This is a genomic window from Phenylobacterium sp. (genome assembly GCF_036563385.1).
Taxonomy (GTDB): domain Bacteria; phylum Pseudomonadota; class Alphaproteobacteria; order Caulobacterales; family Caulobacteraceae; genus Phenylobacterium.
On the sequence record NZ_DATCML010000019.1, the window covers coordinates 37,601 to 57,120 of the forward strand.

Below are 19,520 nucleotides of genomic sequence, written 5' to 3' on the forward strand. Positions count from 1 at the left end.
GACTCGCCCGCCGCGTGCGCGCCGGCAACCTAAAGTGGGCTCCTTCAGCCGGCGGAGAGTTCCAGGCCCTTCAGCTCGCCGTCCTCGCGCCAGGCTTCCAGCACCTTGGTGAACGCCACAGGCCCCGCCCCGTAGGAGCTGTTCCGGGCGCTCATCGTCTCCGGCATGCCCTCGTTGTTGTAGTAGCCGGGGGTGCATTCCTTCAGGAACTGCTCGCGCAGCACGGCCAGTTTGACGATCGTCTCGACCCACGCGTCCTCGGCTTCCTGGCTGGGCTCGACCGTGCGGGCCTGGCGTTCGGTAGCCGCCTTCAGGATGTAGGCGATGTGCTTCACCTGCTCGTTGATCATGTGCGGGAAGTTGGCCGAGAAGCCGGACTGCACGTTCGAGACGATGAAGCAGTTCGGGAATCCGCGGCTGGTCAGGCCGTGCAGCGTCGCCGCCCCGCCCTTCCACTTCTCCGTCAAGGTCAGCCCGTCGCGGCCGTAGAGCTCGTAGCCCGAGCGCCGGGTGTAGTCGGTGCCCACCTCGAAGCCCGTGGCGTAGATGAGGCAGTCGAGCTTGTACTCACGCCCGTCCACCACGACTCCGTCCTCGGTGATCCGCTCCACGCCGCGGCCTTGCGTGTCCACCAGGGTGACGTTCTCGCGGTTGAAGGTCGGCAGGTACTCGTCGTGGAAGCACGGCCGCTTGCAGAACTGGTTGTACCAGGGCTTCAGCGCCTCGGCCGTCTTCGGGTCCTTGACCACCTCGTCCACGCGGGCGCGGACCTGCTCCATCTTCTTGAAGTCGGCCAGCTGCATCAGCTCGGCCGGGTTCTCCACAGGCTCGCCGGCCTGAGCCTTACGGCGGGCGAGCAGCAGGATGTTGCCGATGATGTCGGTCCAGCCGTCCTGCACCAGGTCCTCCTCGGCGAAGCCGCCGGAGACGAGGACGTTGAAGTTGTCCATGCGGTGCTGCTGCCAGCCGGGGGACAGGGTCTGCGCCCAGTCGGGATCGGTCGGCCGGTTGTTGCGCACATCGATGGACGAGGGGGTGCGCTGGAAGACGTAGAGGTGCTTCGACCACGCCCCGAGGTGCGGGATGCACTGCACGGCGGTCGCGCCCGTGCCGATGATCCCCACCACCTTGTCCTTCAGCCCGGTGAGGCCCCCGTTGGCGTCGCCGCCGGTGTAGCCGTAGTCCCAGCGGCTGGTGTGGAACGAGTGGCCCTTGAAGCTCTCGACGCCTGGGATGCCCGGCAGCTTCGGCCGATGCAGCGGGCCGTTGGCCATGACCACGAAGTGCGCCCGCATGGCGTCGCCGCGGTTGGTCTTGACGATCCAGCGAGCCGCGTCGGCGTCCCACCGCATCTCGGTGACTTCGGTCTGGAAGCAGGCGTTGTCGTAGAGGCCGAAGTGGCGGCCGATGGCGCGGCTGTGCTCGAGGATCTCCGGCGCCCGGGAGTACTTCTCGCGCGGGACGTAGCCGATCTCCTCCAGCAGCGGCAGGTAGATGTAGCTCTCGATGTCGCAGGCCGCGCCGGGATATCGGTTCCAGTACCAGGTGCCGCCGAAGTCGCCGCCCTTCTCGACGATGCGGATGTCCTTGATGCCCGCTTCGCGCAGCCGGGCCCCGGCCAGCAGGCCGCCGAACCCGCCGCCGACCACCAGCACCTCGACCTCGTCGGTCAGCGGCGCGCGGCTGAACCCCGGCTCCACGTACGGGTCTTCGAGGTAGTGGGCGAACTCGCCGGCGATCTCCACGTATTGCTGGCTGCCGTCGGCCCGCAGGCGGCGGTCGCGCTCGGCGCGGTACTTCTGTTTCAGGGCGTCCGGGTCGAAGCCCAGGTCATCGGACTTGCGGTCCAGCGTCTCGGACATGGTTCCTCCCGGCCGTCTCGACTGCGGCCCTACGCGCCCATTCCGCGCCGTTTCCGCGGCGGGAGGCAACCCCGTTCACAGTCCTTCGCCATACCCAAAGCTCGACAAGACCGCGGCGCGGGGGCTACCGTTTCGCATGCCCAGGTTCCGCACCGCCCTCGCCGCCCTCGCCCTCGCCGCCCTGGCCACCGGCGCCTCCGCCCAGGCCTACAAGGCGCCGCGCAACGCCTTCGGCCAGCCCGACCTGCAGGGCGTGTGGACGAACGCCGCCATCACCGGGCTGGAGCGCCCCGCCAACTTCAAGACGCTGACCATTCCCGAGGCCGAGGCGAAGGCCTTCGAGGCGCGCCGCGCGGCCATGCGGGCGGCGCAGGACCGGCCGAGCGACCCCAACGCCGGCGCCCCGCCGGTGGCCAATGACCCCGGCGGCTACAACGCCGCCTGGACCGACCCCGGCACCGCCCTGGGCCGCATCGCCGGCGAGGTGCGCACGTCCTGGATCGTCGACCCCGCCGACGGCAAGCTGCCCTACAGCCCGGCCGGCAAGCGCCTGCTCGACCAGACCCTGCAAAAGGCCCGCAACAGCTTCGACGGACCGGAGAGCCGGCCGCTGGGCGAGCGTTGCATCCTGGGCTTCGGCTCCACCGCGGGGCCCCCGATGCTGAACGTGCTCTACAACAACAACTACCAGTTCGTTCAGACGCGCGACGCCGTCGCCATCGTGGTCGAGATGAACCACGACGTGCGCACCATCCGCCTCGACCGGCGCGAGCACCTGCCGGCCCACATCCGGCCGTGGATGGGCGACAGCGTCGGCTGGTGGGAGGGCGACACCCTCGTCGTCGAGACCACCAACTTCAACCCGGGCGAGGTGCTGCGGCCCTACTTCGCCGCCACCATCTACATCTCCGAAGACGCCAAGGTGACCGAGCGCTTCACCCGCATCTCGGCCGACCAGATCCTCTACGAGTTCACCGTCGACGATCCGAAGGTGTTCACCCAGGTCTGGAAGGCCCAGATGCCGCTGAACGCCGCCAAGGGCCCGGTCTACGAATACGCCTGCCACGAGGGCAACTACTCCCTCCCCGGCATCCTCGCCGGCGCCCGCCTGGCGGAGAAGGAAGGCCGCGCCGTCGAAAGCGTCGACATCACGGAATGAGCTGAACGCGGGGCCCTTCCCCCGCTCATCCCCGCGAAAGCGGGGACCCAGGCTTTTTCAGCCGGACGGAGCCGACGATGTTCGCCGTCTACATCATGGCCAGCGGCCGGAACGGCACTCTCTACATCGGCCATACCGACAGCCTGTCGCGCCGTGTGTACGAGCATCAGGAAGGCCTGCGCCAGGGATTCACCTCCCGCTATGGCGTGAAGACCCTCGTACACTACGAGTATTTCGAGACCCGGGACGGCGCCTTCACCCGGGAACGCGCGATGAAGAAGTGGCGTCGGGCGTGGAAGATCGAGCTGATCGAGCGGTTCAACCCGGGCTGGCGCGACCTAGCCGAGGAGTTGCAGCCGGAATGAAAAACGCCTGGGTCCCCGCTTTCGCGGGGATGAGCGAAATAGAGGGCTAGTGCACAGCTACGACTACATCATTGCGGGCGCGGGCACGGCCGGGTGCCTGCTGGCCAACCGGCTGTCGGCGGATCCGCGCAACCGGGTCCTGCTGCTGGAGGCGGGCGGCAAGGACGACTGGGTCTGGTTCCACGTGCCGGTGGGCTACCTGTTCGCCATCGGCAATCCGCGCGCCGACTGGATGTTCTCCACCGAGGCGGAGGCCGGCCTGGGCGGCCGGGCGCTGGCCTATCCGCGGGGCAAGGTGATCGGCGGCTCCAGCGCCATCAACGCCATGATCTACATGCGCGGCCAGGCCGCCGACTACGACGGCTGGCGCCAGCTCGGCCTGCCCGGCTGGGGCTGGGACGACGTGGTGCCCGCCTTCCTGCGCCACGAGGACCATATCGACGGCCAGGGCCCCTTCCACGCCGCGGGCGGCGAGTGGCGGGTGGAGCACCCGCGGGTGCGCTGGGAGATCCTGGACGCTGTGCGCGAGGCCGCCGCTGGCCTCGGCCTGCCGAAGATCCCCGACTTCAACACCGGCGATAACGAGGGCTCGTCCTACTTCCAGGTGAACCAGAAGCGCGGCCGCCGCTGGAGCGCCGCCCGCGGCTTCCTGAAGCCTGTGCTGAACCGCCCGAACCTGCGGCTGGAGACCGGCGTCGAGGTGGAGCGGGTGACCTTCGAGGGCCGTCGCGCCGTGGGCGTCGTGTTTCGCAAGGGGGGCGAGCGGATGGAGGCCAGGGCCGCCGGCGAGGTCATCCTGGCGTCCGGCGCGGTCGCCAGCCCGAAGATCCTGGAACTCTCTGGCGTCGGGAACGGCGACCGCCTGCAGGCCCTGGGCCTGCCCGTCGTGCGCCACGCGCCGGGCGTCGGCGAGAATCTGCAGGACCATCTGCAACTGCGCCCGGTCTTCAAGGTCAGCGGGGTGAAGACCCTCAATACCGAATACGCCAACCTCGCCCGCCGGGCGTGGATGGGCGTGGAGTACCTGCTGCGCGGCTCCGGCCCGCTGACCATGGCGCCCTCGCAGGTGGGGCTCTTCGCCAAGTCGTCCCCGCGGTACGCCACCGCCAACCTGGAGTTCCACTTCCAGCCGCTGTCGCTGGACAAGTGGGGCGACGGGCTGCACCCGTTCGGGGCCTTCACCGCCAGCGTGTGCAACCTGCGGCCCAGCAGTCGTGGCTCGGTCCATGCGGCCAGCGCCGACCCGAGCGCCGCGCCGCGGATCGCGCCCAACTACCTTTCGACCGAGGAAGACCGGGAGGTGGCCTGCGATGCGCTGCGGCTCGCCCGCCGCATCGCCGCCCAGCCGGCCCTGGCCAAGTACCGGCCCGAGGAGTTCCGCCCGGGGCCGCACCTCACCTCCGACGAGGACCTGCGCGCCGCCGCCGCCGACATCGGCACCACCATCTTCCACCCGGCCGGCACGGCGGCCATGGGCCCGGATCACGATGCGATGGCGGTGCTGGACGCGCGGCTGCGGGTCCGCGGCGTGGACGGCCTGCGGGTGATCGACGCCTCGGCCATGCCCAGGATCGTCAGCGGCAACACCAACTCGCCGACCCTGATGATCGCCGAGAAAGGCGCCCAGATGGTGCTGGAAGACCGGCGCTAGATCCGCCGGCGCGCCTCAGCCGCGCTCCGCCTGCATCACGCGCTGCTGGCGGTCGACGTTGTCGCGGTCGGAGGCCTTGCGCTCCTCCCACTGCTCGGCGGTCATGCAGACCTTGGTCGGCATCCGCGAGCCGAGCACCGCCTCCTTCTTGCAGACCAGGCCGTCCTTGTTGACCTTCTCCTTCTTCGCAGGCGCCGAGCTGGCGACTGGCGTCGGCGTGGCGGCCTGGGCGGCGGCGTCGGCCAGCAGGAGGGTGGCGGCGAAGGTAATGGCGATCATGGCGGTACGCTCCCCGAAGGCGGTCGAAGCTAATCCATAGCCGAACGCCGGTCGCGGAACAAATTAACCGTCGGTCTCAGGGCTTGCGGCGGGATCGGCGCTCAGGCCGCGGCCACTTCCGCCATCCGCTCCACGCCCGCCTCGCGCAGGGCGGCCAGCAGCTCGTCCACGGCGGCCGCCAGGGCCTCCGGCTCGCGCCCGCGCAGCACCAGGTTGGAGCCGAAGCCGTCCGGGCCGAAGAACGGGTAGCTGCCCAGCGACAGCTCGGGGTGCGCCTTGGCCACCGCCTCCAGCGGCGCCGCGATCTGCCCCTCGCCAGAGCCCTCGACCCGCACCGTGCGCGAGATCGTGACCTTGCCGCCCCTCAGCCGCGGGCCGACGTCCTCCAGCATGCCGCGCATGATCGACGGGACGCCGGCGAGCACGAAGACGTTGCCGATCGTGAAGCCGGGCGGGCCCTGCACCGGGTTCTTCACCAGGTCCCCGCCCACCGGCACCCGCGCCATGCGCCGGCGGGCGGCGTTCAGCTGGTCGCCCCAGCGGGCCTCCATCATGGCGATGATCTCGGGATGCTCCTCGAGCTCCACCCCGAAGGCGGCGGCCACGGCGTCGGCGGTGATGTCGTCGTGCGTCGGCCCGATCCCGCCCGTGGTGATCACGTAGTCGTAGCGGCTGCGCAGCGCGTCCAGCGCCGCCACGATCTCCTCCAGCACGTCGGGGACGGTCCGCGCCTCGGCCAGGTCCACGCCGTGGACGCCCAGGTAGCGGGCAATGTCGCGCAGGTTCGTGTCCTGCGTCCGGCCCGAGAGGATCTCGTCGCCGATGATCAGCACGCCGGCGGTGACGCGGTCCTCAGGGTCGGCGGACATGGATGCTCCAGTTCACTTGAGGCCCGTTCGCCGCCCGGCATCCTTCAGGATGCTGGAAGCCCTTAAGCCCATGGTCAGATTGGAGCTATGGCTCCGGATCAGGTCAAGGACGGCCCTGCGGGCCGCCGCTGCGCGGCGCGCGCTGCGCGCGCGTCCTTGAGCTGATCCGGAGCCATAGCAGGATGGCCGCCATGGACTTAAGGCGCAGAACGCCTTCGCCAAGAGCGGGGCGTCGCCTATCTACGCGCCGATGAAATTCCCCTCCCCCCTCCTGCGCGGAACCCTCGTCGCCCGCTACAAGCGCTTCTTCGCCGACGTGGTGCTGGAGGACGGCTCCGCGGTGACGGCCCACTGCCCGAACCCCGGCGCGATGCTCGGCCTGAACACGCCCGGCCTGCCCTGCTTCCTGTCCACCTCGGACGACCCGAAGCGGAAACTCCGCCACACGCTGGAGCTGGTGGAGGCGGACGGCGGCCTGATCGGCATCAACACCCTGCACCCGAACCGCATCGTCGCCGAGGCGCTGGCGGCCGACGCCATCCCGGAGCTGGCCGGGTACGCCAGCCATCGCCGCGAGGTGAAGTACGGCGTGAACTCCCGCGTGGACTTCCTGCTGGAGCACCCGGACCGGCCCAGGGCCTGGGTGGAGGTGAAGAATGTCCACCTGAAGCGCCAGCCAGGGCTGGCCGAGTTCCCGGACTGCGTCGCCGCCCGTTCCACCAAGCACCTGCGCGAGCTGGCCGCCATGGCCGCCGAGGGGGAGCGCGCCGTCGTCCTGTTCGTCGTCCAGCGCACCGACTGCGAGCGCTTCCGCCCCGCCGCCGATTGCGACCCGAAGTTCGCCGCCGCCCTGGCCGAGGTCGCCCAGGCCGGGGTCGAGGTGCTGGTCTACGGCTGCGAGATCGCCGCCGACGGTGTGCATCTGGCGCGGCCCATGCCCTGGGAGGGGGCGCCTCGCACGAGAGCGTGATCGCAGCCTCGCGGATCGCGGTTCGGCCTCGGGGTGTTTGCCCGCGCGGAGGTTGCAGATGGACCGTATGCTCCGGGCGCTCGCCCTTTCGACCCTGATCCTGATCCCGGGCGCCGGTGCGGCCGCGGCCGTGGAGACCGCCGCCGCCCCGCAGATGGTCGAGGACGAAGACCTGAAGGGCGCCGTGGGGGTCTGCGTCCGCTGGGGCGCCGACCCGACCCGCGTGGCCGAGGTGGTGGTGGTCAAGCCCTCCGGCGACGACCGCGTCGACGCCCTGGCCACGGCCACCCTGAAGGAGATGCCCTTCCCCAAGCCGGCGGGCGACACCGGCGGCTGGCGCGCCATGAGCATGGGCATCGGCGGCGCCGAGCCGCTCTCCGAGGCCCCCAGCTGCGACGGCCTCTCTTCGGTGGTCGACGAGCCGCTGTTCACCCGCCCCCTGCCGCGCAAGATGGTGGCCTAGCCGCGCGCCGGCGTTGAACTTCCGCCAAGGGATTGCGACATAGGCTGTTCCGGCGGCCGCCTTCGGCCGCGGGCCAGCTTCCCGAGCCTTCCCCATGACCGACATCCTCGACGGCGAATACCGCACCGGCCAGATCAAGATCCATTCGCCCGAGGACTTCGAGGGCATGCGTCGCGCCGGCCGCCTCGCCGCCGAATGCCTGGACATGCTGACGCCGCACGTCGTGCCGGGCGTGGTCACCGAGCACCTGGACGACCTGGCCCGCGAATTCATCCTCGACCACGGGGCGATCCCCGCCTGTCTGGGCTACCGCGGCTACACCAAGACCACCTGCATCAGCCCCAACCACATCGTCTGCCACGGCATCCCGGGCGAGCGCGTGCTGCGCGAGGGCGACATCGCCAACATTGACGTCACCGTCATCGTCGACGGCTGGCACGGCGACACCAGCCGGATGTACGGCGTGGGCGAAGTGGCCCCGCGCGCCAAGCGGCTGATCGACGTCACCTACGAGGCCCTGGAGCGCGGCCTGGCCGCCGTGAAGCCCGGGGCTCGCACCGGAGACATCGGCCACGCCATCCAGCAGTACGTGGAGAGCATGCGCTGCTCGGTGGTCCGCGACTTCTGCGGCCATGGCCTAGGCAAGGTGTTCCACGACGCGCCCAACATCCTGCACTTCGGGCAGAAGGGGACGGGCGACCTCCTGCGGCCCGGCATGTTCTTCACGATCGAGCCCATGGTGAACCTCGGCAAGCACCCGGTGAAGCTGCTCGCCGACGGCTGGACGGCCGTGACGCGTGACAAGTCGCTCTCGGCCCAATGTGAGCACTCGGTGGGCGTCACCGACACGGGCGTCGAGATCTTCACCGGCTCCCCGGCGGGCATCTTCAAGCCCCCGGTGCAGAGCGCCTGATCGTGATCCTGCGGAAGTGGACCGGCCGGATCCGCACCGCGGACGAGGCCGAATACGCCGCCTACATCGCCGCCACCGGCGGCAAGGACTACGCCGCCACACCGGGCAACCTGGGCTGGCAGATGGTGTTCCGCGGGCTGGAGGATGGCGTGAGCGAGGTCACCACCCTCTCCTGGTGGCCCGACATGGACGCCATCCGCGCGTTCGCCGGCCCCGAGCCCGAGCGCGCCGTCTACTATCCCGAGGACGACCGGTTCCTCCTCGACCGCCCGCCGCACGTGGAGCACCACCGCGTCGTGGCCGGCTCGGGCCCGCCACGCGGTTAGAGCGGGCGCAGGCGCGCCGCCCCGGGGCAGGCCGTAACACCCTGCGGCCAAAGGTTACGCTTCGCTAACTTGCGCCCGCCGCGGCCGTCGGTGCAGCCTCCCTGCAACGAGGGGTGGTGAAACCGATGCTTTCCATCAAGAACCTGACGCACGTCTACGCCAACGGCACGCGCGCGCTCGACGGCGTCGACCTGGAGGTCGGCACCGGCATGTTCGGCCTGCTGGGGCCCAACGGGGCCGGCAAGTCGACGCTGATGCGCTCCATCGCCACCCTGCAGACGCCCTCGTCGGGCGAGATCCGCTTCGGCGAGATCGACGTCATCAAGACGCCCGAAGCGCTGCGGCGCACCCTGGGCTACCTGCCGCAGGACTTCGGCGTCTACCCGCGAGTCAACGCCTACGACATGCTCGACCACATGGCGGTGCTGAAGGGCATCGCCGGCCGCGGCGAGCGCAAGGCGACGGTGGAAGCGCTGCTCCAGCAGGTGAACCTGTGGGACGTGCGCAAGAAGGCGGTGGCCGGCTATTCCGGCGGCATGCGCCAGCGTTTCGGCATCGCCCAGGCGCTGATCGGGCGTCCGCAGCTGATCATCGTCGACGAGCCCACCGCCGGCCTCGACCCCGAGGAGCGCAACCGCTTCCTGAACCTGCTGGCCGAGATCGGCGAGAACGTGGTGGTGATCCTTTCCACCCACATCGTCGAGGACGTGGCCGACCTCTGCCCCCGGATGGCCATCCTGGCCGGCGGCAAGATCCTCAAGGAAGGCGCGCCCTCCCAGCTGATGGCCGAGCTGAAGGGCCGCATCTGGACGAAGACCCTCGACCGGCACGAGCTGGACGCCGCCAAGGCCGCCCACGAGGTGATCTCCACCCGCCTGTCCGGCGGGCGCACCGTGATCCACGTGCTGGCCGACAGCGCGCCTGGCGCCGGCTTCGCGCCCGTCGAGGGCGGCCTCGAGGACGTCTACTTCTCCACTCTTGCCGCCTCGCGGCGCGCGGCCTGAGCCCGAAGGAACGCGCACCATGTTCGGCAAGATCGCGGGCTTCGAGCTCCGCTACCAGATCCGCCAGCCGATCTTCTGGATCGCCGGCCTGATCTTCTTCCTGCTGGTCTTCGCCTCGGTGACGATCGACCAGATCCAGATCGGCTCGGGCGGCAACGTCCACAAGAACTCGCCCAACGCCATCGCCGAGACATGCTTCGTCATGTCCCTGTTCTTCATGTTCGTCTCGACGGCCTTCGTGGCGAACGTGATCGTGCGCGACGACGAGACCGGCTACGGCCCGATCATCCGCTCCACCCCGATCCGCAAGTTCGATTACCTGTTCGGCCGCTTCGCCGGGGCCTACGCGGCCGTCGCCCTGGCCTTCCTGTTCGTCCCGGCCGGGATCTTCGTGGGCTCGCTGATGCCCTGGGTGGACCCCGAGACGCTGGGGCCGAACAACCCGGCCTACTACGCCTTCGCCTATCTGCTGATCGCCTTGCCCAGCCTGCTGCTGGTCTCGGCCATCTTCTTCGCCCTGGCCACCGCCACCCGCTCGATGATGGGCACCTACCTGGGGGTCGCCGGCTTCCTGGTGCTCTACCTCATCATGAACGCGGCGCTGCGCGACCCGGACAAGCTGAGCATCGCCGCCCTCGTGGAGCCGTTCGGCTTCGCGGCCTACGAACTGGCCACGCGCTACTTCACCGCCGCGGAAGCCAACACACGCATGCCGGCCTTCGAGGGCCCGCTGCTGTTCAACCGACTGATCTGGTCGGGCGTGGCCGCGGCCTTCCTGGCGCTGGCCTACGGCCTGTTCCGCTTTGAGGTGAAGGGCAAAAAGGCGCGCCGCCTGGAGAAGCTCCGCGCCGCCGCTGACGCCGCCCCGCCGCCGCCCGTCGGTCCCCTGCCCGCCCCGCGCTACGGCGCCGCCAGCGCCTGGGCGACGCTCTCCAAGCGCACCCGCTTCGAGATGGGCCAGGTGTTCAAGAGCCCCGCCTATGTGGTGCTGGTGCTGCTCGGCCTGTTCAACGCCATGGGCGCCCTGGTGCTGGGGGCGGAACAGGGCGGCACCGACATCTACCCGGTGACCCGCTGGGTGATCTCCACCCTGAATGGCGCCTTCAGCCTGGTGGTGATCGTCATCGCCATCTACTACGCCGGCGAGCTGGTCTGGCGCGAGCGCGACCGCAAGACCCACGAGATCGTCGACGCCACCGCCGTTCCCGACTGGGCCTTCCTGGTCCCCAAGACCCTGGCCATCGCCCTGGTGCTGATCTCCACCCTGTTGATCAGCGCCGTGGGCGGAGTCCTCGTCCAGCTTGGCAAGGGCTACACCGACGTCGATCTCGGCAAGTACCTGGCCTGGTACATCCTGCCCTACGCCGTGGACTGGACCTTGCTGGCGGTGCTGGCGATCTTCCTGCAGGCCATCTCGCCGCATAAGTTCGTGGGCTGGGGCCTGATGGTGATCTACCTGATCGCCACCATCACGCTCGGCAACCTGGGCTTCGAGCACAACCTCTACAACTATGGGGGCGCGCCGGCGGTCCCGCTGTCCGATATGAACGGCCAGGGCGACTACGCCGGCTTCGCCGCCTGGTTCCGCGCCTACTGGTCGGCGTTCGCGGTGATCCTGCTCGTGCTGGCGTACGGCCTGTGGCGGCGCGGGACCGAGACCCGGCTGATGCCGCGCCTGAAGCGACTGCCGCGACGCCTGATGGGGCCGGCCGGCCTCACCGGCGGCCTGGCGCTCATCGCCTTCGTCGGCCTGGGCGGCTACATCTACCTGAACACCAACGTGTGGAACCCGTACCGCACCCGCCTCGACGGCGAGCGGTTCCAGGCCGACTACGAGAAGCAGTTCCTGCCGTACGAGAAGCTGCCCCAGCCGTCGGTCACCGACGTGAAGCTCGACCTCGACCTCTACCCGCACGAGCCGCGCCTGGTCACCCGCGGCAGCTACCGGCTGGTCAACGACAGTGGCCAGCCACTGCGCGAGCTGCACGTGCGGCTGGACCGCGACACGAAGGCGACTAGGCTCGCCCTCTCCGTCCCCGCCTCGGTGAGGACGTTCGACCGGTTCAACTACCGCATCTTCACCCTGACCCGCCCGCTGCAGCCCGGGGAGACCGCCGAGCTGACCTTCGAGACCCTGATGCATCAGAAGGGCTTCAAGAACAGCGGCAACACCACGCGCCTGGTCGACAACGGCACCTTTGTCGACAATAGCGAGTTCGCGCCCGTCATCGGCATGGATCGCAGCCAGCTGCTGCGCGACCGGGCCAAGCGCCGCAAGTACGGCCTTCCCGCCGAGCTGCGCCCGCCCAAGCTCGAGGACCGTTCGGCCCAGGCCCGCAACTACGTGGGCAACGCCGACTGGGTGAACGCCGACATCTCCGTCACCACGGCCGCTGACCAGACCCCGGTGGCCCCGGGCTACCGGATCAGCGACGTCACCCGCGCCGGGCGGCGGACCATCCATTACCGGACCGACGCCCCGGTGCTGCACTTCTTCTCCGTGCAGTCGGCCCGCTACGCCGTGCGCAAGGTGGACTACAAGGGCGTGGAGCTGGCGATCTATTATGACGCCCAGCATCCCTACAACGTCGACCGGATGATCAAGGCGCTGCAGAACGGCCTGGACTACTACCAGGCCGAGTTCAGCCCCTACCAGTTCCGCCAGGCGCGGATCCTGGAGTTCCCGGGCTATGCGACCTTCGCCCAGGCCTTCGCCAACACCATGCCCTACTCCGAGGCGATCGGCTTCATCGCCGACAACCGCGATCCGGCGAAGGTCGACTTCGTCACCTACGTCACCGCCCACGAGCTCGGCCACCAGTGGTGGGCGCACCAGGTGATCGGGGCCGAGATGCAGGGCGGCACCATGCTGTCCGAGACGCTCGCCTCCTACTCGGCGCTGAAGGTCATGGAGCGCACCTACGGCCCGGCCGGCATCCGCCGTTTCCTGAAGCGCGAGCTGGACACCTACCTTCGCCGGCGCGGCGGCGAGGTCGTCGAGGAGCTGCCGCTGATCCGGGTCGAGAACCAGGACTACATCCACTACCAGAAGGGCGGGATCGTCATGTACCTGCTGGCCGACCGGATCGGCGAGGCCAAGGTCAACGCCGCGCTGCGCCGGCTGCTGCAGCAGTACGCTTTCAAGGGCGCGCCCTATCCGCGCTCGCAGGACCTGGTGGACGCGCTGCGCGCCGAAGCCGGGGCCGACCCCGTCGCCCAGCAGCTGATCACCGACCTGTTCGAGAAGATCACCGTCTACGACCTGAAGACCAAGACGGCGGCGGTGAAGAAGCGTCCGGACGGCCGCTACGACGTCACCCTCACGGTGGAGGCCAGGAAGATGTACGCCGATGGCCAGGGCCGCGAGACCGAGGCGCCCATCCGCGGCGAGGTGTTCGACGTGGGCGTCTTCACCGCCGAGCCCGGCAAGGGCGGCTTCTCGTCCAAGGACGTGGCCTTCTTCCAGACCCGGCCGTTCCGCTCAGGCGCCCAGACGCTGACGGTCACCGTCGACAAGCCGCCGAAGTTCGCCGGCGTCGATCCCTACAACAAGCAGATCGACCGCAACTCGGACGACAACGCGATCCGGGTGACGGAGGGGTGAGGCTTGTCCCGCCCCTCTGGCGCGGCGGCGGGCGCAACTCGCCCTTGCCATCAGGGAACATTTGCGGAACATTCTTCCACCATGGACCGCCGCGCCGCCGTCGAGGACGCCAGCTCCCCCGCCGACCTCTGGGCGGCGGCGGCCGCGCCTGAGCCGAAGCCGCACTACCACGGGCATCGTGAGCGGCTGCGGGCCCGCGCCCAGGCCGGCGGACTGGCCGCCCTGCCCGACTACGAGGTGCTCGAGCTCTTCCTGTTCCGCTCCATCCCCAAGCGCGACGTGAAGCCGCTCGCCAAGCAGCTGCTGGCCCGCTTCGGCTCCATGGCTGCGGTGCTGGGCGCCACGGTGGACGAGCTGAAGACGGTGAAGGGCGTCGGCGAGGCGGTCGCCCTGGACCTCAAGCTCCTGCACGAGGCCGCCCTGCGCGCCGGCCGTGACCAGATCGGCCGCCGGCCGGTGATCTCCTCCTGGTCGGCCCTGCTCGCTTATGTGAAGACCGCCCTCGCCCACGAGGCGCGCGAGCAGTTCCGGGTGCTGTTCCTCGACAAGAAGAACCAGCTGATCGCCGACGAGCTGATGAACCGCGGCACCGTCGACCATGCCCCCGTCTATCCCCGCGAGGTGGTGCGCCGCGCGCTGGAGCTCTCGGCGAGCGCCGTGATCCTGGTGCACAACCACCCCTCCGGCGATCCCACCCCTTCGTCCGCGGACGTCGACATGACGCGCCAGGTGATCGACGCCGCGCGTCCGCTCCGCATCGCCGTCCACGACCACCTGGTGGTCGGCCGCCATGGAGTCGCCAGCTTCCGCGCGCTTGGACTCCTGTAAGGCGGCGGTGGCCGGCGGCAGGGCGGTGGAGCGGGCGGGCTGCGGACACGCGGCGACGACTCACGGGAGCCGCTCCCCCGATGCTGTCGCCCAACGGTGTTCGCCGATTTCGATTGCTGGAGGTTGTGCAGCGCAGCATAGGCGCGCGGGCGGGTTGCAAAGCGTGGCCTGAAAGTTGCTGCGCCGCCCGTTGTGCGCTAGGCGCGTCCCAGGGCCGGACGCCGCCGAACGCCGTTCGGACTGAGGGGAAATTGTGACCATCCGCCGCCAACTGCTCGGCCTCGCCGCCGCCGCCGCCGCGCTCGCGGGCGCTGGCCACGCTGCGGCTCAGACCAGCCAGACGGCGACCGGCAGCATCACCGTCATGCAGCCGGTGCTGAACGTCACCAAGACCGCGGACCTGGCGTTCGGCTCGGTGATCCGGCCGACGAGCGGCTCGGGCACGATCTCCATTGACCCAAACACCGGCGCGGTCAGCACCTCCAACCTCGGCCAGGCCGGCGGCAACTCCACCAGCCGCGCCAGCTTCAACGTCGAGGGCCAGGCCAACGCCAACATCCAGGTGACCTACCCGGCCAGCATCAACCTGCTGCGCTCGGGCGGCTCGGAGACCCTGCAGGTCAACCTGACCTCCAGCATGGGCGGCGGCCAGATCGGCTCCGGCGGCACCGTGGCCTTCCACATCGGCGGCCAGGTGACCCTGCAGGCAGCCACCATCACGGGCGCCTATTCGAACAGCTTCACCGTCACAGTCGCCTACAACTAGGAGCGGCGCCGGGGCCTTGCGCCAGCCGGCGTGGCCGCCCTACCGTCCCGCTCGGCTTCAACCACCGGGACCGCCCATGCGCCTCGACCGACGCGAACTCCTCCTGTCCGGCGGCGCCCTGGGCCTTCTGGCCGCCGCGCCGCCCGCAGGCGCCCAGGTCACCGAGGTGACGCCGGCCCCGCAAACACCCGACCAGGCGCTCGCCCGCCATCTGGACGACCTCGCCGAGCGGATGCTGATCCGCAACCCGGAGCAGGCCACCAGCCTCGGGCTCGACAAGGAGGCGCGCGCGGGCCTCAAGGGCCAGCTCTCCGACGCCGCCTGGGCCAATGTGATGGACGACCGCGGCTTCTGCCGCGCCGGCCTGGCGTCGCTCGAGGCCTTCCCCGACGCCGGCCTGTCGCCGCAGAGCCGGATCCACAAGCAGGTGGTCGCCTATGCCCTGCAGTTGGGCGCCGACGCCGCGCCCTTCGACTACGGCAACAACACGCTCGCCTCGGCCATGAGCGAGAGCTCCACGCCCTACGTCGTCAGCCAGCAGGGCGGCGCCTACAGCTTCGTGCCGGAGTTCCTCGACAGCCAGCACGCCATCGAGACCGAGGACGACGCCGACGACTATCTCTCGCGCCTGCACGAGATGTCGCTGGTGCTCGGAGAGGAAACCGCCCGTATCGAGCGGGACGCCGGCCTGGGCGTGATCCCGCCGGACTTCATCCTGGCCAACATCCTCGGGCAGCAGCAGGGCCTGCTGGCGGTCCCCGCCGCCCGCTCGCGGTTGGTGGGCTCGGTGGCCCGCCGGGCCCGCGCGAAGCGGCTCTCCGGGGACCTGGAGGCCCGCGCCACCCGCATCGTCGAGAGCGAGGTCTATCCTGCCCTCGCCCGCCAGCACGCGGTGCTGAAGGCGCTCGCGCCCCGGGCCGGGCACGACGCCGGCGTCTGGCGACTGCCTCAGGGCGAGGCCTACTACCGCTGGTGCCTGCGCGAGGGGACCTCCACCTCGCTGTCGCCCGACGAGGTGCACCGCATCGGCCTGGAGCAGAACCGGGCCATCGAGGCGCGCATGGACGCCCTGCTGAAAGCGCAGGGCCTCACCCAGGGCACGGTGGGGGAGCGGATGACGGCGCTCGGCCGCGATCCCGAGCACCTGTTCCCCGACACCGACGCCGGCCGCGCCCAGCTTCTCGACTACCTGAACGGGGTGATCGCCGGCGTGCGGCCGAGGCTCGCCCAGGCCTTCACCTTGCGGATGAAGGCGCCGGTGCAGGTCAAGCGCGCGCCGGTCGACATCCAGGAGGGCGCCGGCCAGGGCTACATGAGCTTCGGCTCGCTCGACGGCTCCCGGCCATCGACCTACTACATCAACCTGAAGACCACCTCGAACTGGCCGAAGTTCAGCCTGCCCACCCTCACCTACCACGAGGCCGTCCCCGGCCACGCGTGGCAGGGCGCCTACCTCACCGAGACGGGCAAGCTGCCGCTGATCCGCATCCTGCTCTCCGGCATCAACGCCTATGTGGAGGGCTACGCCCTCTACGCCGAGCAGCTGGCCGACGAGATCGGCATGTACGAGACCGACTGGGCCGGCCGGCTGGGCTACCTCCAGGCCCAGCGCTTCCGCGCGATCCGCCTCGTGGTGGACACCGGCCTGCACGCCAAGCGCTGGACCCGTGAGCAGGCGATCGACTGGGCGGTGCAGAACTCCGGCCGCGCGCGCGACGCCATGACCAGCGAGATCGACCGCTACTGCGCCACCCCCGGCCAGGCCTGCGGCTACAAGATCGGCCACACCGAGATCAACCGCATGCGCGACAAGGCGCGCGCCGCCCTCGGCCCGCGGTTCGACGTCCGCCGCTTCAACGACCTGCTGCTCGAGACCGGCGCCGTGCCCATGAGCGTCCTCGACGGCGTCGTCGACGGCTGGGTCCGGGCGGGGGGCGCTTAGTCCCCCGCCTTTCCGGAGGGGAGGATCAAGGCATCGCCGCCTTCGGGATGATCGCGCCGGGGTGACCGACCACCACCGCCGCCAGCCGCCGGCCCGCCTCCACGGCGTCACGCGCCGAGGCTCCTGCAAGCCGCGCGGCCAGGTAACCCCCGTTGAAGCTGTCCCCCGCGCCGGTGGTGTCCACCACCTTGGCCGCGCCTGGGCCGGGCGGCAGCACGTCCACCGCGCCGTCCGCGTGGATCGCGACCGTGCGGTCCTCCTCGCGGCGGATGACCTCGGCGCCGTGGGCGGCCCAGGCCTGCGCCACCTGCTCCGCGCTCCCGCCGCACAGCGCCTCGGCGTCCGGCCCGCTCACCGACACGTAGCGGCAGAACGGGATGACCGCCTCGGCGGCGGCCTGCGCCTCGGCCGCGTCGCGCCACAGCCTCGGCCGGTAGTTGGGATCGAAGCCGATCGCCACCCCCTGCCCCTGCGCCTCGGCCAGCAGCTCGCCGAGCAGGGCGCGGCCCCGCTCGCCCACCACCGCCAGGCTGACGCCCGAGAGGAAGACCAGCTCGGCCTGCCCGAAGGCGGCCCGCAAGGCGTCCGCCTCCACGTGATCGAAGTAGCTCCGCACCGCGGCCTCGCCCCGCCAGTAGAAGAACCGCCGCTCGCCGGCCGCGTCGCGCTCGATGGCATAGAGCCCCGGCAGCCGCCCTTCGACGCGCAGCGTCAGATCGTCGGCGATCCCCTCCTCCGCCATCAGGTCGCGGATCGCGCGGCTGAACGGGTCGTCGCCGCCCACCGCCGTCGCATAGGCCACTTGGCGGCCCAGGCGGGCCAGGTAGACCGCCGTGTTGAAGGTGTCCCCGGCATAGGCGATGCGGCCCGCGCCGCCCTCCCCCAGGGACAGTTCCACCATGCATTCGCCCAGCGCGATGATCCGGCTCATGCGGCCCCGCTTCCCACAAACTGGCGAACGCCGCTAGCCTCTCCCCCATGTCGGTGGAAATCGGTGTCATCGAAGGCTTCTTCGGCCGTCCCTGGACCTGGGCGGAGCGGACAGCCAACGTCAGCTTCCTGGGGCCGCGGGGCTACGGCTTCTGGCTCTACGCGCCCAAGGCGGACCCTTACCTGCGCAGACGCTGGCGCGAGCCTTACCCGGACGCCGAGCTCCAGGCCCTGAAGGCGTTCGGCGCGGCTTGCCGGGAGGCGGACGTCCGCTTCGGCGTGGGACTGACCCCGTTCGAGCTGCACTTCGGCTTCGACACCGCCGCCAAGGTGGCGCTCTCGGCCAAGCTCGCCCAGCTGGATGACGCCGGGGTCGAGGACCTGGCCATCCTCTTCGACGACATGCGCGGCGACCTGCCCGACCTGGCCGCCCGCCAGGCCGAGATCGTCCACTGGATCGGCCCGCGCACCAAGGCCTCGCGCCTGATCATGTGCCCCAGCTACTACAGCGACGATCCGGTCCTCGACCGGGTGTTCGGCCAGCGGCCGTCGACCTACCTCGCCGAACTGGGCATCGCGCTGGAGCCCGTGGTGCACGTCATGTGGACGGGCGAGGAGGTCTGCTCGCTGGAGTACTCCGCCGGCCACCTCGAGCGCGTCGGCCAGCAGCTGCGCCGCCGGCCGTTCCTCTGGGACAACTACCCGGTGAACGACGGCCCGCGGATGAGCCAGCACCTGCACCTGCGCGCCTTCACCGGCCGGCCGGCGTCCATCGGCGCCCACCTATCCGCCCACGCGGTGAACCCGGCCTCCCAGCCGGTGCTCACCCGGATCCCCATGCTGACGCTGGCGGAGAGCTACGCCCGCGGCGAAGGCTATCAGTACCTCGCGGCCTTCCGCCGGGCTGCCGAGACCGTGTTGGGCGAGCCGCTGGCCCGCCAGGTCACCGCCGACCTGCTGACCCTGCAGGACACGGGGCTCGACCGCTTCAGCGACGAGCGCAAGGCCGCGCTGGTGGCGCGCTACCAGGCCTACGACCATCCCGCCGCGCGCGAGATCGTCGACTGGCTGCAGGGCGGCTACGCCATCACCGGCGAGGCGCTGCAGACCCAGTAGGCCTCAGGTCCAGCGCAGGGCGCGCCGGACGTCGTCGATGGTCTCGCGCCGGCTCTGCCGCGCCGCGAGATCCTGGGTCAGTTCATCGAGCCGCCGTTCGGCGTCACGGCCGTAGCGCGCGCGCAGGCGCCGCGCCTCCTCCTCGGCCGCTTCCGCCTGGGCGAGGGCCTTCAGCCAGTACTCGGTCATCGCCGTCACCTCCTCGATGCCAGGAAGGTTAACGCGAAGGTTACGCCAGCGCAGCCGCTTCCGACCACCGGCGCAGTCAAAGGGACGTGAGGGCGCAACCTCAGCGAACATCGTTGCAGATTCCGCTTGCGTCTCCCGACGGAAGGGGTACAGTAAATACGCAACTAGTTAGTTTGCAGCCATCTTCGTCGCCCGGTCGCGCGGCCGCGGGCATGTGTAGCCCCAGGTCCCGCGGTCTCCCCCACTCCCCCAAGTGCGCGTGACCGGGCGGCGAAGACCACCGC

Annotated in this window: 18 protein-coding genes; 13 read left to right on the forward strand and 5 right to left on the reverse strand. The window is 70.3% G+C overall.

The window, feature by feature from the left end:
* Positions 1–44: 44 nt before the first annotated feature.
* Positions 45–1,862 (reverse strand): flavin-containing monooxygenase, encoded by a 1,818-nt coding sequence (locus VIL67_RS19330; protein ID WP_332050559.1) that lies wholly within the window; start codon positions 1,860–1,862, stop codon positions 45–47.
* A 136-nt stretch (positions 1,863–1,998) separates the two neighbouring features.
* Here VIL67_RS19330 and VIL67_RS19335 point away from each other — a divergent pair, with 136 nt between their 5' ends.
* The 3 genes from VIL67_RS19335 to VIL67_RS19345 all read left to right on the forward strand — a co-directional run bounded on the left by VIL67_RS19335 (position 1,999) and on the right by VIL67_RS19345 (position 5,037).
* Complete coding sequence (locus VIL67_RS19335; RefSeq protein ID WP_332050560.1) at positions 1,999–3,021, forward strand: hypothetical protein; 1,023 nt, start codon at positions 1,999–2,001, stop codon at positions 3,019–3,021.
* Between the two features lie 77 nt (positions 3,022–3,098).
* Positions 3,099–3,386, forward strand: a complete 288-nt coding sequence (locus VIL67_RS19340; RefSeq protein ID WP_332050561.1) for a GIY-YIG nuclease family protein — start codon at positions 3,099–3,101, stop codon at positions 3,384–3,386.
* 49 nt (positions 3,387–3,435) lie between these two features.
* Positions 3,436–5,037 (forward strand): GMC family oxidoreductase, encoded by a 1,602-nt coding sequence (locus tag VIL67_RS19345; protein ID WP_332050562.1) that lies wholly within the window; start codon positions 3,436–3,438, stop codon positions 5,035–5,037.
* A 15-nt stretch (positions 5,038–5,052) separates the two neighbouring features.
* Here the strand turns inward: VIL67_RS19345 and VIL67_RS19350 are convergent, their stop codons facing one another.
* Entirely contained in the window at positions 5,053–5,316 is a 264-nt protein-coding gene (locus VIL67_RS19350; protein WP_332050563.1) for a hypothetical protein, read from the reverse strand.
* 101 nt (positions 5,317–5,417) lie between these two features.
* Positions 5,418–6,185 carry a competence/damage-inducible protein A gene (locus tag VIL67_RS19355; protein ID WP_332050564.1) on the reverse strand — a complete coding sequence of 256 codons (768 nt, stop codon included), beginning with the start codon at positions 6,183–6,185 and terminating at the stop codon, positions 5,418–5,420.
* Positions 6,186–6,435: 250 nt separating this feature from the next.
* Between VIL67_RS19355 and sfsA the strand changes: the two genes are divergently transcribed.
* From sfsA to VIL67_RS19400, 9 genes are all read left to right on the forward strand, one after another.
* Positions 6,436–7,155 carry a DNA/RNA nuclease SfsA gene (gene sfsA / locus VIL67_RS19360; RefSeq protein ID WP_332050565.1) on the forward strand — a complete coding sequence of 240 codons (720 nt, stop codon included), beginning with the start codon at positions 6,436–6,438 and terminating at the stop codon, positions 7,153–7,155.
* Between the two features lie 58 nt (positions 7,156–7,213).
* Positions 7,214–7,618, forward strand: coding sequence for a hypothetical protein (locus tag VIL67_RS19365; RefSeq protein WP_332050566.1), 405 nt, complete (start codon positions 7,214–7,216; stop codon positions 7,616–7,618).
* Between the two features lie 94 nt (positions 7,619–7,712).
* Positions 7,713–8,531 carry a type I methionyl aminopeptidase gene (gene map, locus VIL67_RS19370; RefSeq protein ID WP_332050567.1) on the forward strand — a complete coding sequence of 273 codons (819 nt, stop codon included), beginning with the start codon at positions 7,713–7,715 and terminating at the stop codon, positions 8,529–8,531.
* 2 nt (positions 8,532–8,533) lie between these two features.
* Complete coding sequence (locus VIL67_RS19375; protein ID WP_332050568.1) at positions 8,534–8,857, forward strand: antibiotic biosynthesis monooxygenase family protein; 324 nt, start codon at positions 8,534–8,536, stop codon at positions 8,855–8,857.
* A 125-nt stretch (positions 8,858–8,982) separates the two neighbouring features.
* Positions 8,983–9,861 (forward strand): ABC transporter ATP-binding protein, encoded by an 879-nt coding sequence (locus VIL67_RS19380; RefSeq protein ID WP_332050569.1) that lies wholly within the window; start codon positions 8,983–8,985, stop codon positions 9,859–9,861.
* Between the two features lie 19 nt (positions 9,862–9,880).
* Positions 9,881–13,465 (forward strand): ABC transporter permease/M1 family aminopeptidase, encoded by a 3,585-nt coding sequence (locus VIL67_RS19385; protein WP_332050570.1) that lies wholly within the window; start codon positions 9,881–9,883, stop codon positions 13,463–13,465.
* A gap of 81 nt (positions 13,466–13,546) precedes the next feature.
* Positions 13,547–14,293: a RadC family protein gene (gene radC / locus VIL67_RS19390; protein WP_332050571.1), complete on the forward strand. Its 747-nt coding sequence runs from the start codon at positions 13,547–13,549 to the stop codon at positions 14,291–14,293.
* A 253-nt stretch (positions 14,294–14,546) separates the two neighbouring features.
* Complete coding sequence (locus VIL67_RS19395; RefSeq protein ID WP_332050572.1) at positions 14,547–15,059, forward strand: DUF4402 domain-containing protein; 513 nt, start codon at positions 14,547–14,549, stop codon at positions 15,057–15,059.
* Between the two features lie 76 nt (positions 15,060–15,135).
* Positions 15,136–17,001: a DUF885 domain-containing protein gene (locus tag VIL67_RS19400; RefSeq protein WP_332050573.1), complete on the forward strand. Its 1,866-nt coding sequence runs from the start codon at positions 15,136–15,138 to the stop codon at positions 16,999–17,001.
* Between the two features lie 25 nt (positions 17,002–17,026).
* Here the strand turns inward: VIL67_RS19400 and VIL67_RS19405 are convergent, their stop codons facing one another.
* On the reverse strand, positions 17,027–17,932 hold the full coding sequence (locus VIL67_RS19405; protein WP_332050574.1) for a sugar kinase: 906 nt from the start codon (positions 17,930–17,932) through the stop codon (positions 17,027–17,029).
* A 47-nt stretch (positions 17,933–17,979) separates the two neighbouring features.
* On the opposite strand from VIL67_RS19405, the gene VIL67_RS19410 reads away from it, so the two are divergent.
* Complete coding sequence (locus VIL67_RS19410; RefSeq protein WP_332050575.1) at positions 17,980–19,047, forward strand: beta-N-acetylglucosaminidase domain-containing protein; 1,068 nt, start codon at positions 17,980–17,982, stop codon at positions 19,045–19,047.
* 3 nt (positions 19,048–19,050) lie between these two features.
* Here VIL67_RS19410 and VIL67_RS19415 read toward each other — a convergent pair whose 3' ends face one another.
* Positions 19,051–19,236, reverse strand: coding sequence for a hypothetical protein (locus tag VIL67_RS19415; RefSeq protein WP_332050576.1), 186 nt, complete (start codon positions 19,234–19,236; stop codon positions 19,051–19,053).
* Positions 19,237–19,520 lie beyond the last annotated feature (284 nt).

Excerpts from the sequence above, each read along its gene's own strand:
- VIL67_RS19385 (WP_332050570.1), top strand. The coding sequence starts at position 9,881 with ATGTTCGGCAAGATCGCGGGCTTCGAGCTCCGCTACCAGATCCGCCAG.
- VIL67_RS19335 (WP_332050560.1), top strand. The coding sequence starts at position 1,999 with ATGCCCAGGTTCCGCACCGCCCTCGCCGCCCTCGCCCTCGCCGCCCTG.
- VIL67_RS19340 (WP_332050561.1), top strand. The coding sequence starts at position 3,099 with ATGTTCGCCGTCTACATCATGGCCAGCGGCCGGAACGGCACTCTCTAC.
- VIL67_RS19380 (WP_332050569.1), top strand. The coding sequence starts at position 8,983 with ATGCTTTCCATCAAGAACCTGACGCACGTCTACGCCAACGGCACGCGC.
- VIL67_RS19330 (WP_332050559.1), bottom strand. The coding sequence starts at position 1,862 with ATGTCCGAGACGCTGGACCGCAAGTCCGATGACCTGGGCTTCGACCCG.
- VIL67_RS19350 (WP_332050563.1), bottom strand. The coding sequence starts at position 5,316 with ATGATCGCCATTACCTTCGCCGCCACCCTCCTGCTGGCCGACGCCGCC.
- VIL67_RS19415 (WP_332050576.1), bottom strand. The coding sequence starts at position 19,236 with ATGACCGAGTACTGGCTGAAGGCCCTCGCCCAGGCGGAAGCGGCCGAG.
- VIL67_RS19400 (WP_332050573.1), top strand. The coding sequence starts at position 15,136 with ATGCGCCTCGACCGACGCGAACTCCTCCTGTCCGGCGGCGCCCTGGGC.
- VIL67_RS19365 (WP_332050566.1), top strand. The coding sequence starts at position 7,214 with ATGGACCGTATGCTCCGGGCGCTCGCCCTTTCGACCCTGATCCTGATC.
- VIL67_RS19405 (WP_332050574.1), bottom strand. The coding sequence starts at position 17,932 with ATGAGCCGGATCATCGCGCTGGGCGAATGCATGGTGGAACTGTCCCTG.
- sfsA (WP_332050565.1), top strand. The coding sequence starts at position 6,436 with ATGAAATTCCCCTCCCCCCTCCTGCGCGGAACCCTCGTCGCCCGCTAC.
- VIL67_RS19355 (WP_332050564.1), bottom strand. The coding sequence starts at position 6,185 with ATGTCCGCCGACCCTGAGGACCGCGTCACCGCCGGCGTGCTGATCATC.
- VIL67_RS19410 (WP_332050575.1), top strand. The coding sequence starts at position 17,980 with ATGTCGGTGGAAATCGGTGTCATCGAAGGCTTCTTCGGCCGTCCCTGG.
- map (WP_332050567.1), top strand. The coding sequence starts at position 7,713 with ATGACCGACATCCTCGACGGCGAATACCGCACCGGCCAGATCAAGATC.
- radC (WP_332050571.1), top strand. The coding sequence starts at position 13,547 with ATGGACCGCCGCGCCGCCGTCGAGGACGCCAGCTCCCCCGCCGACCTC.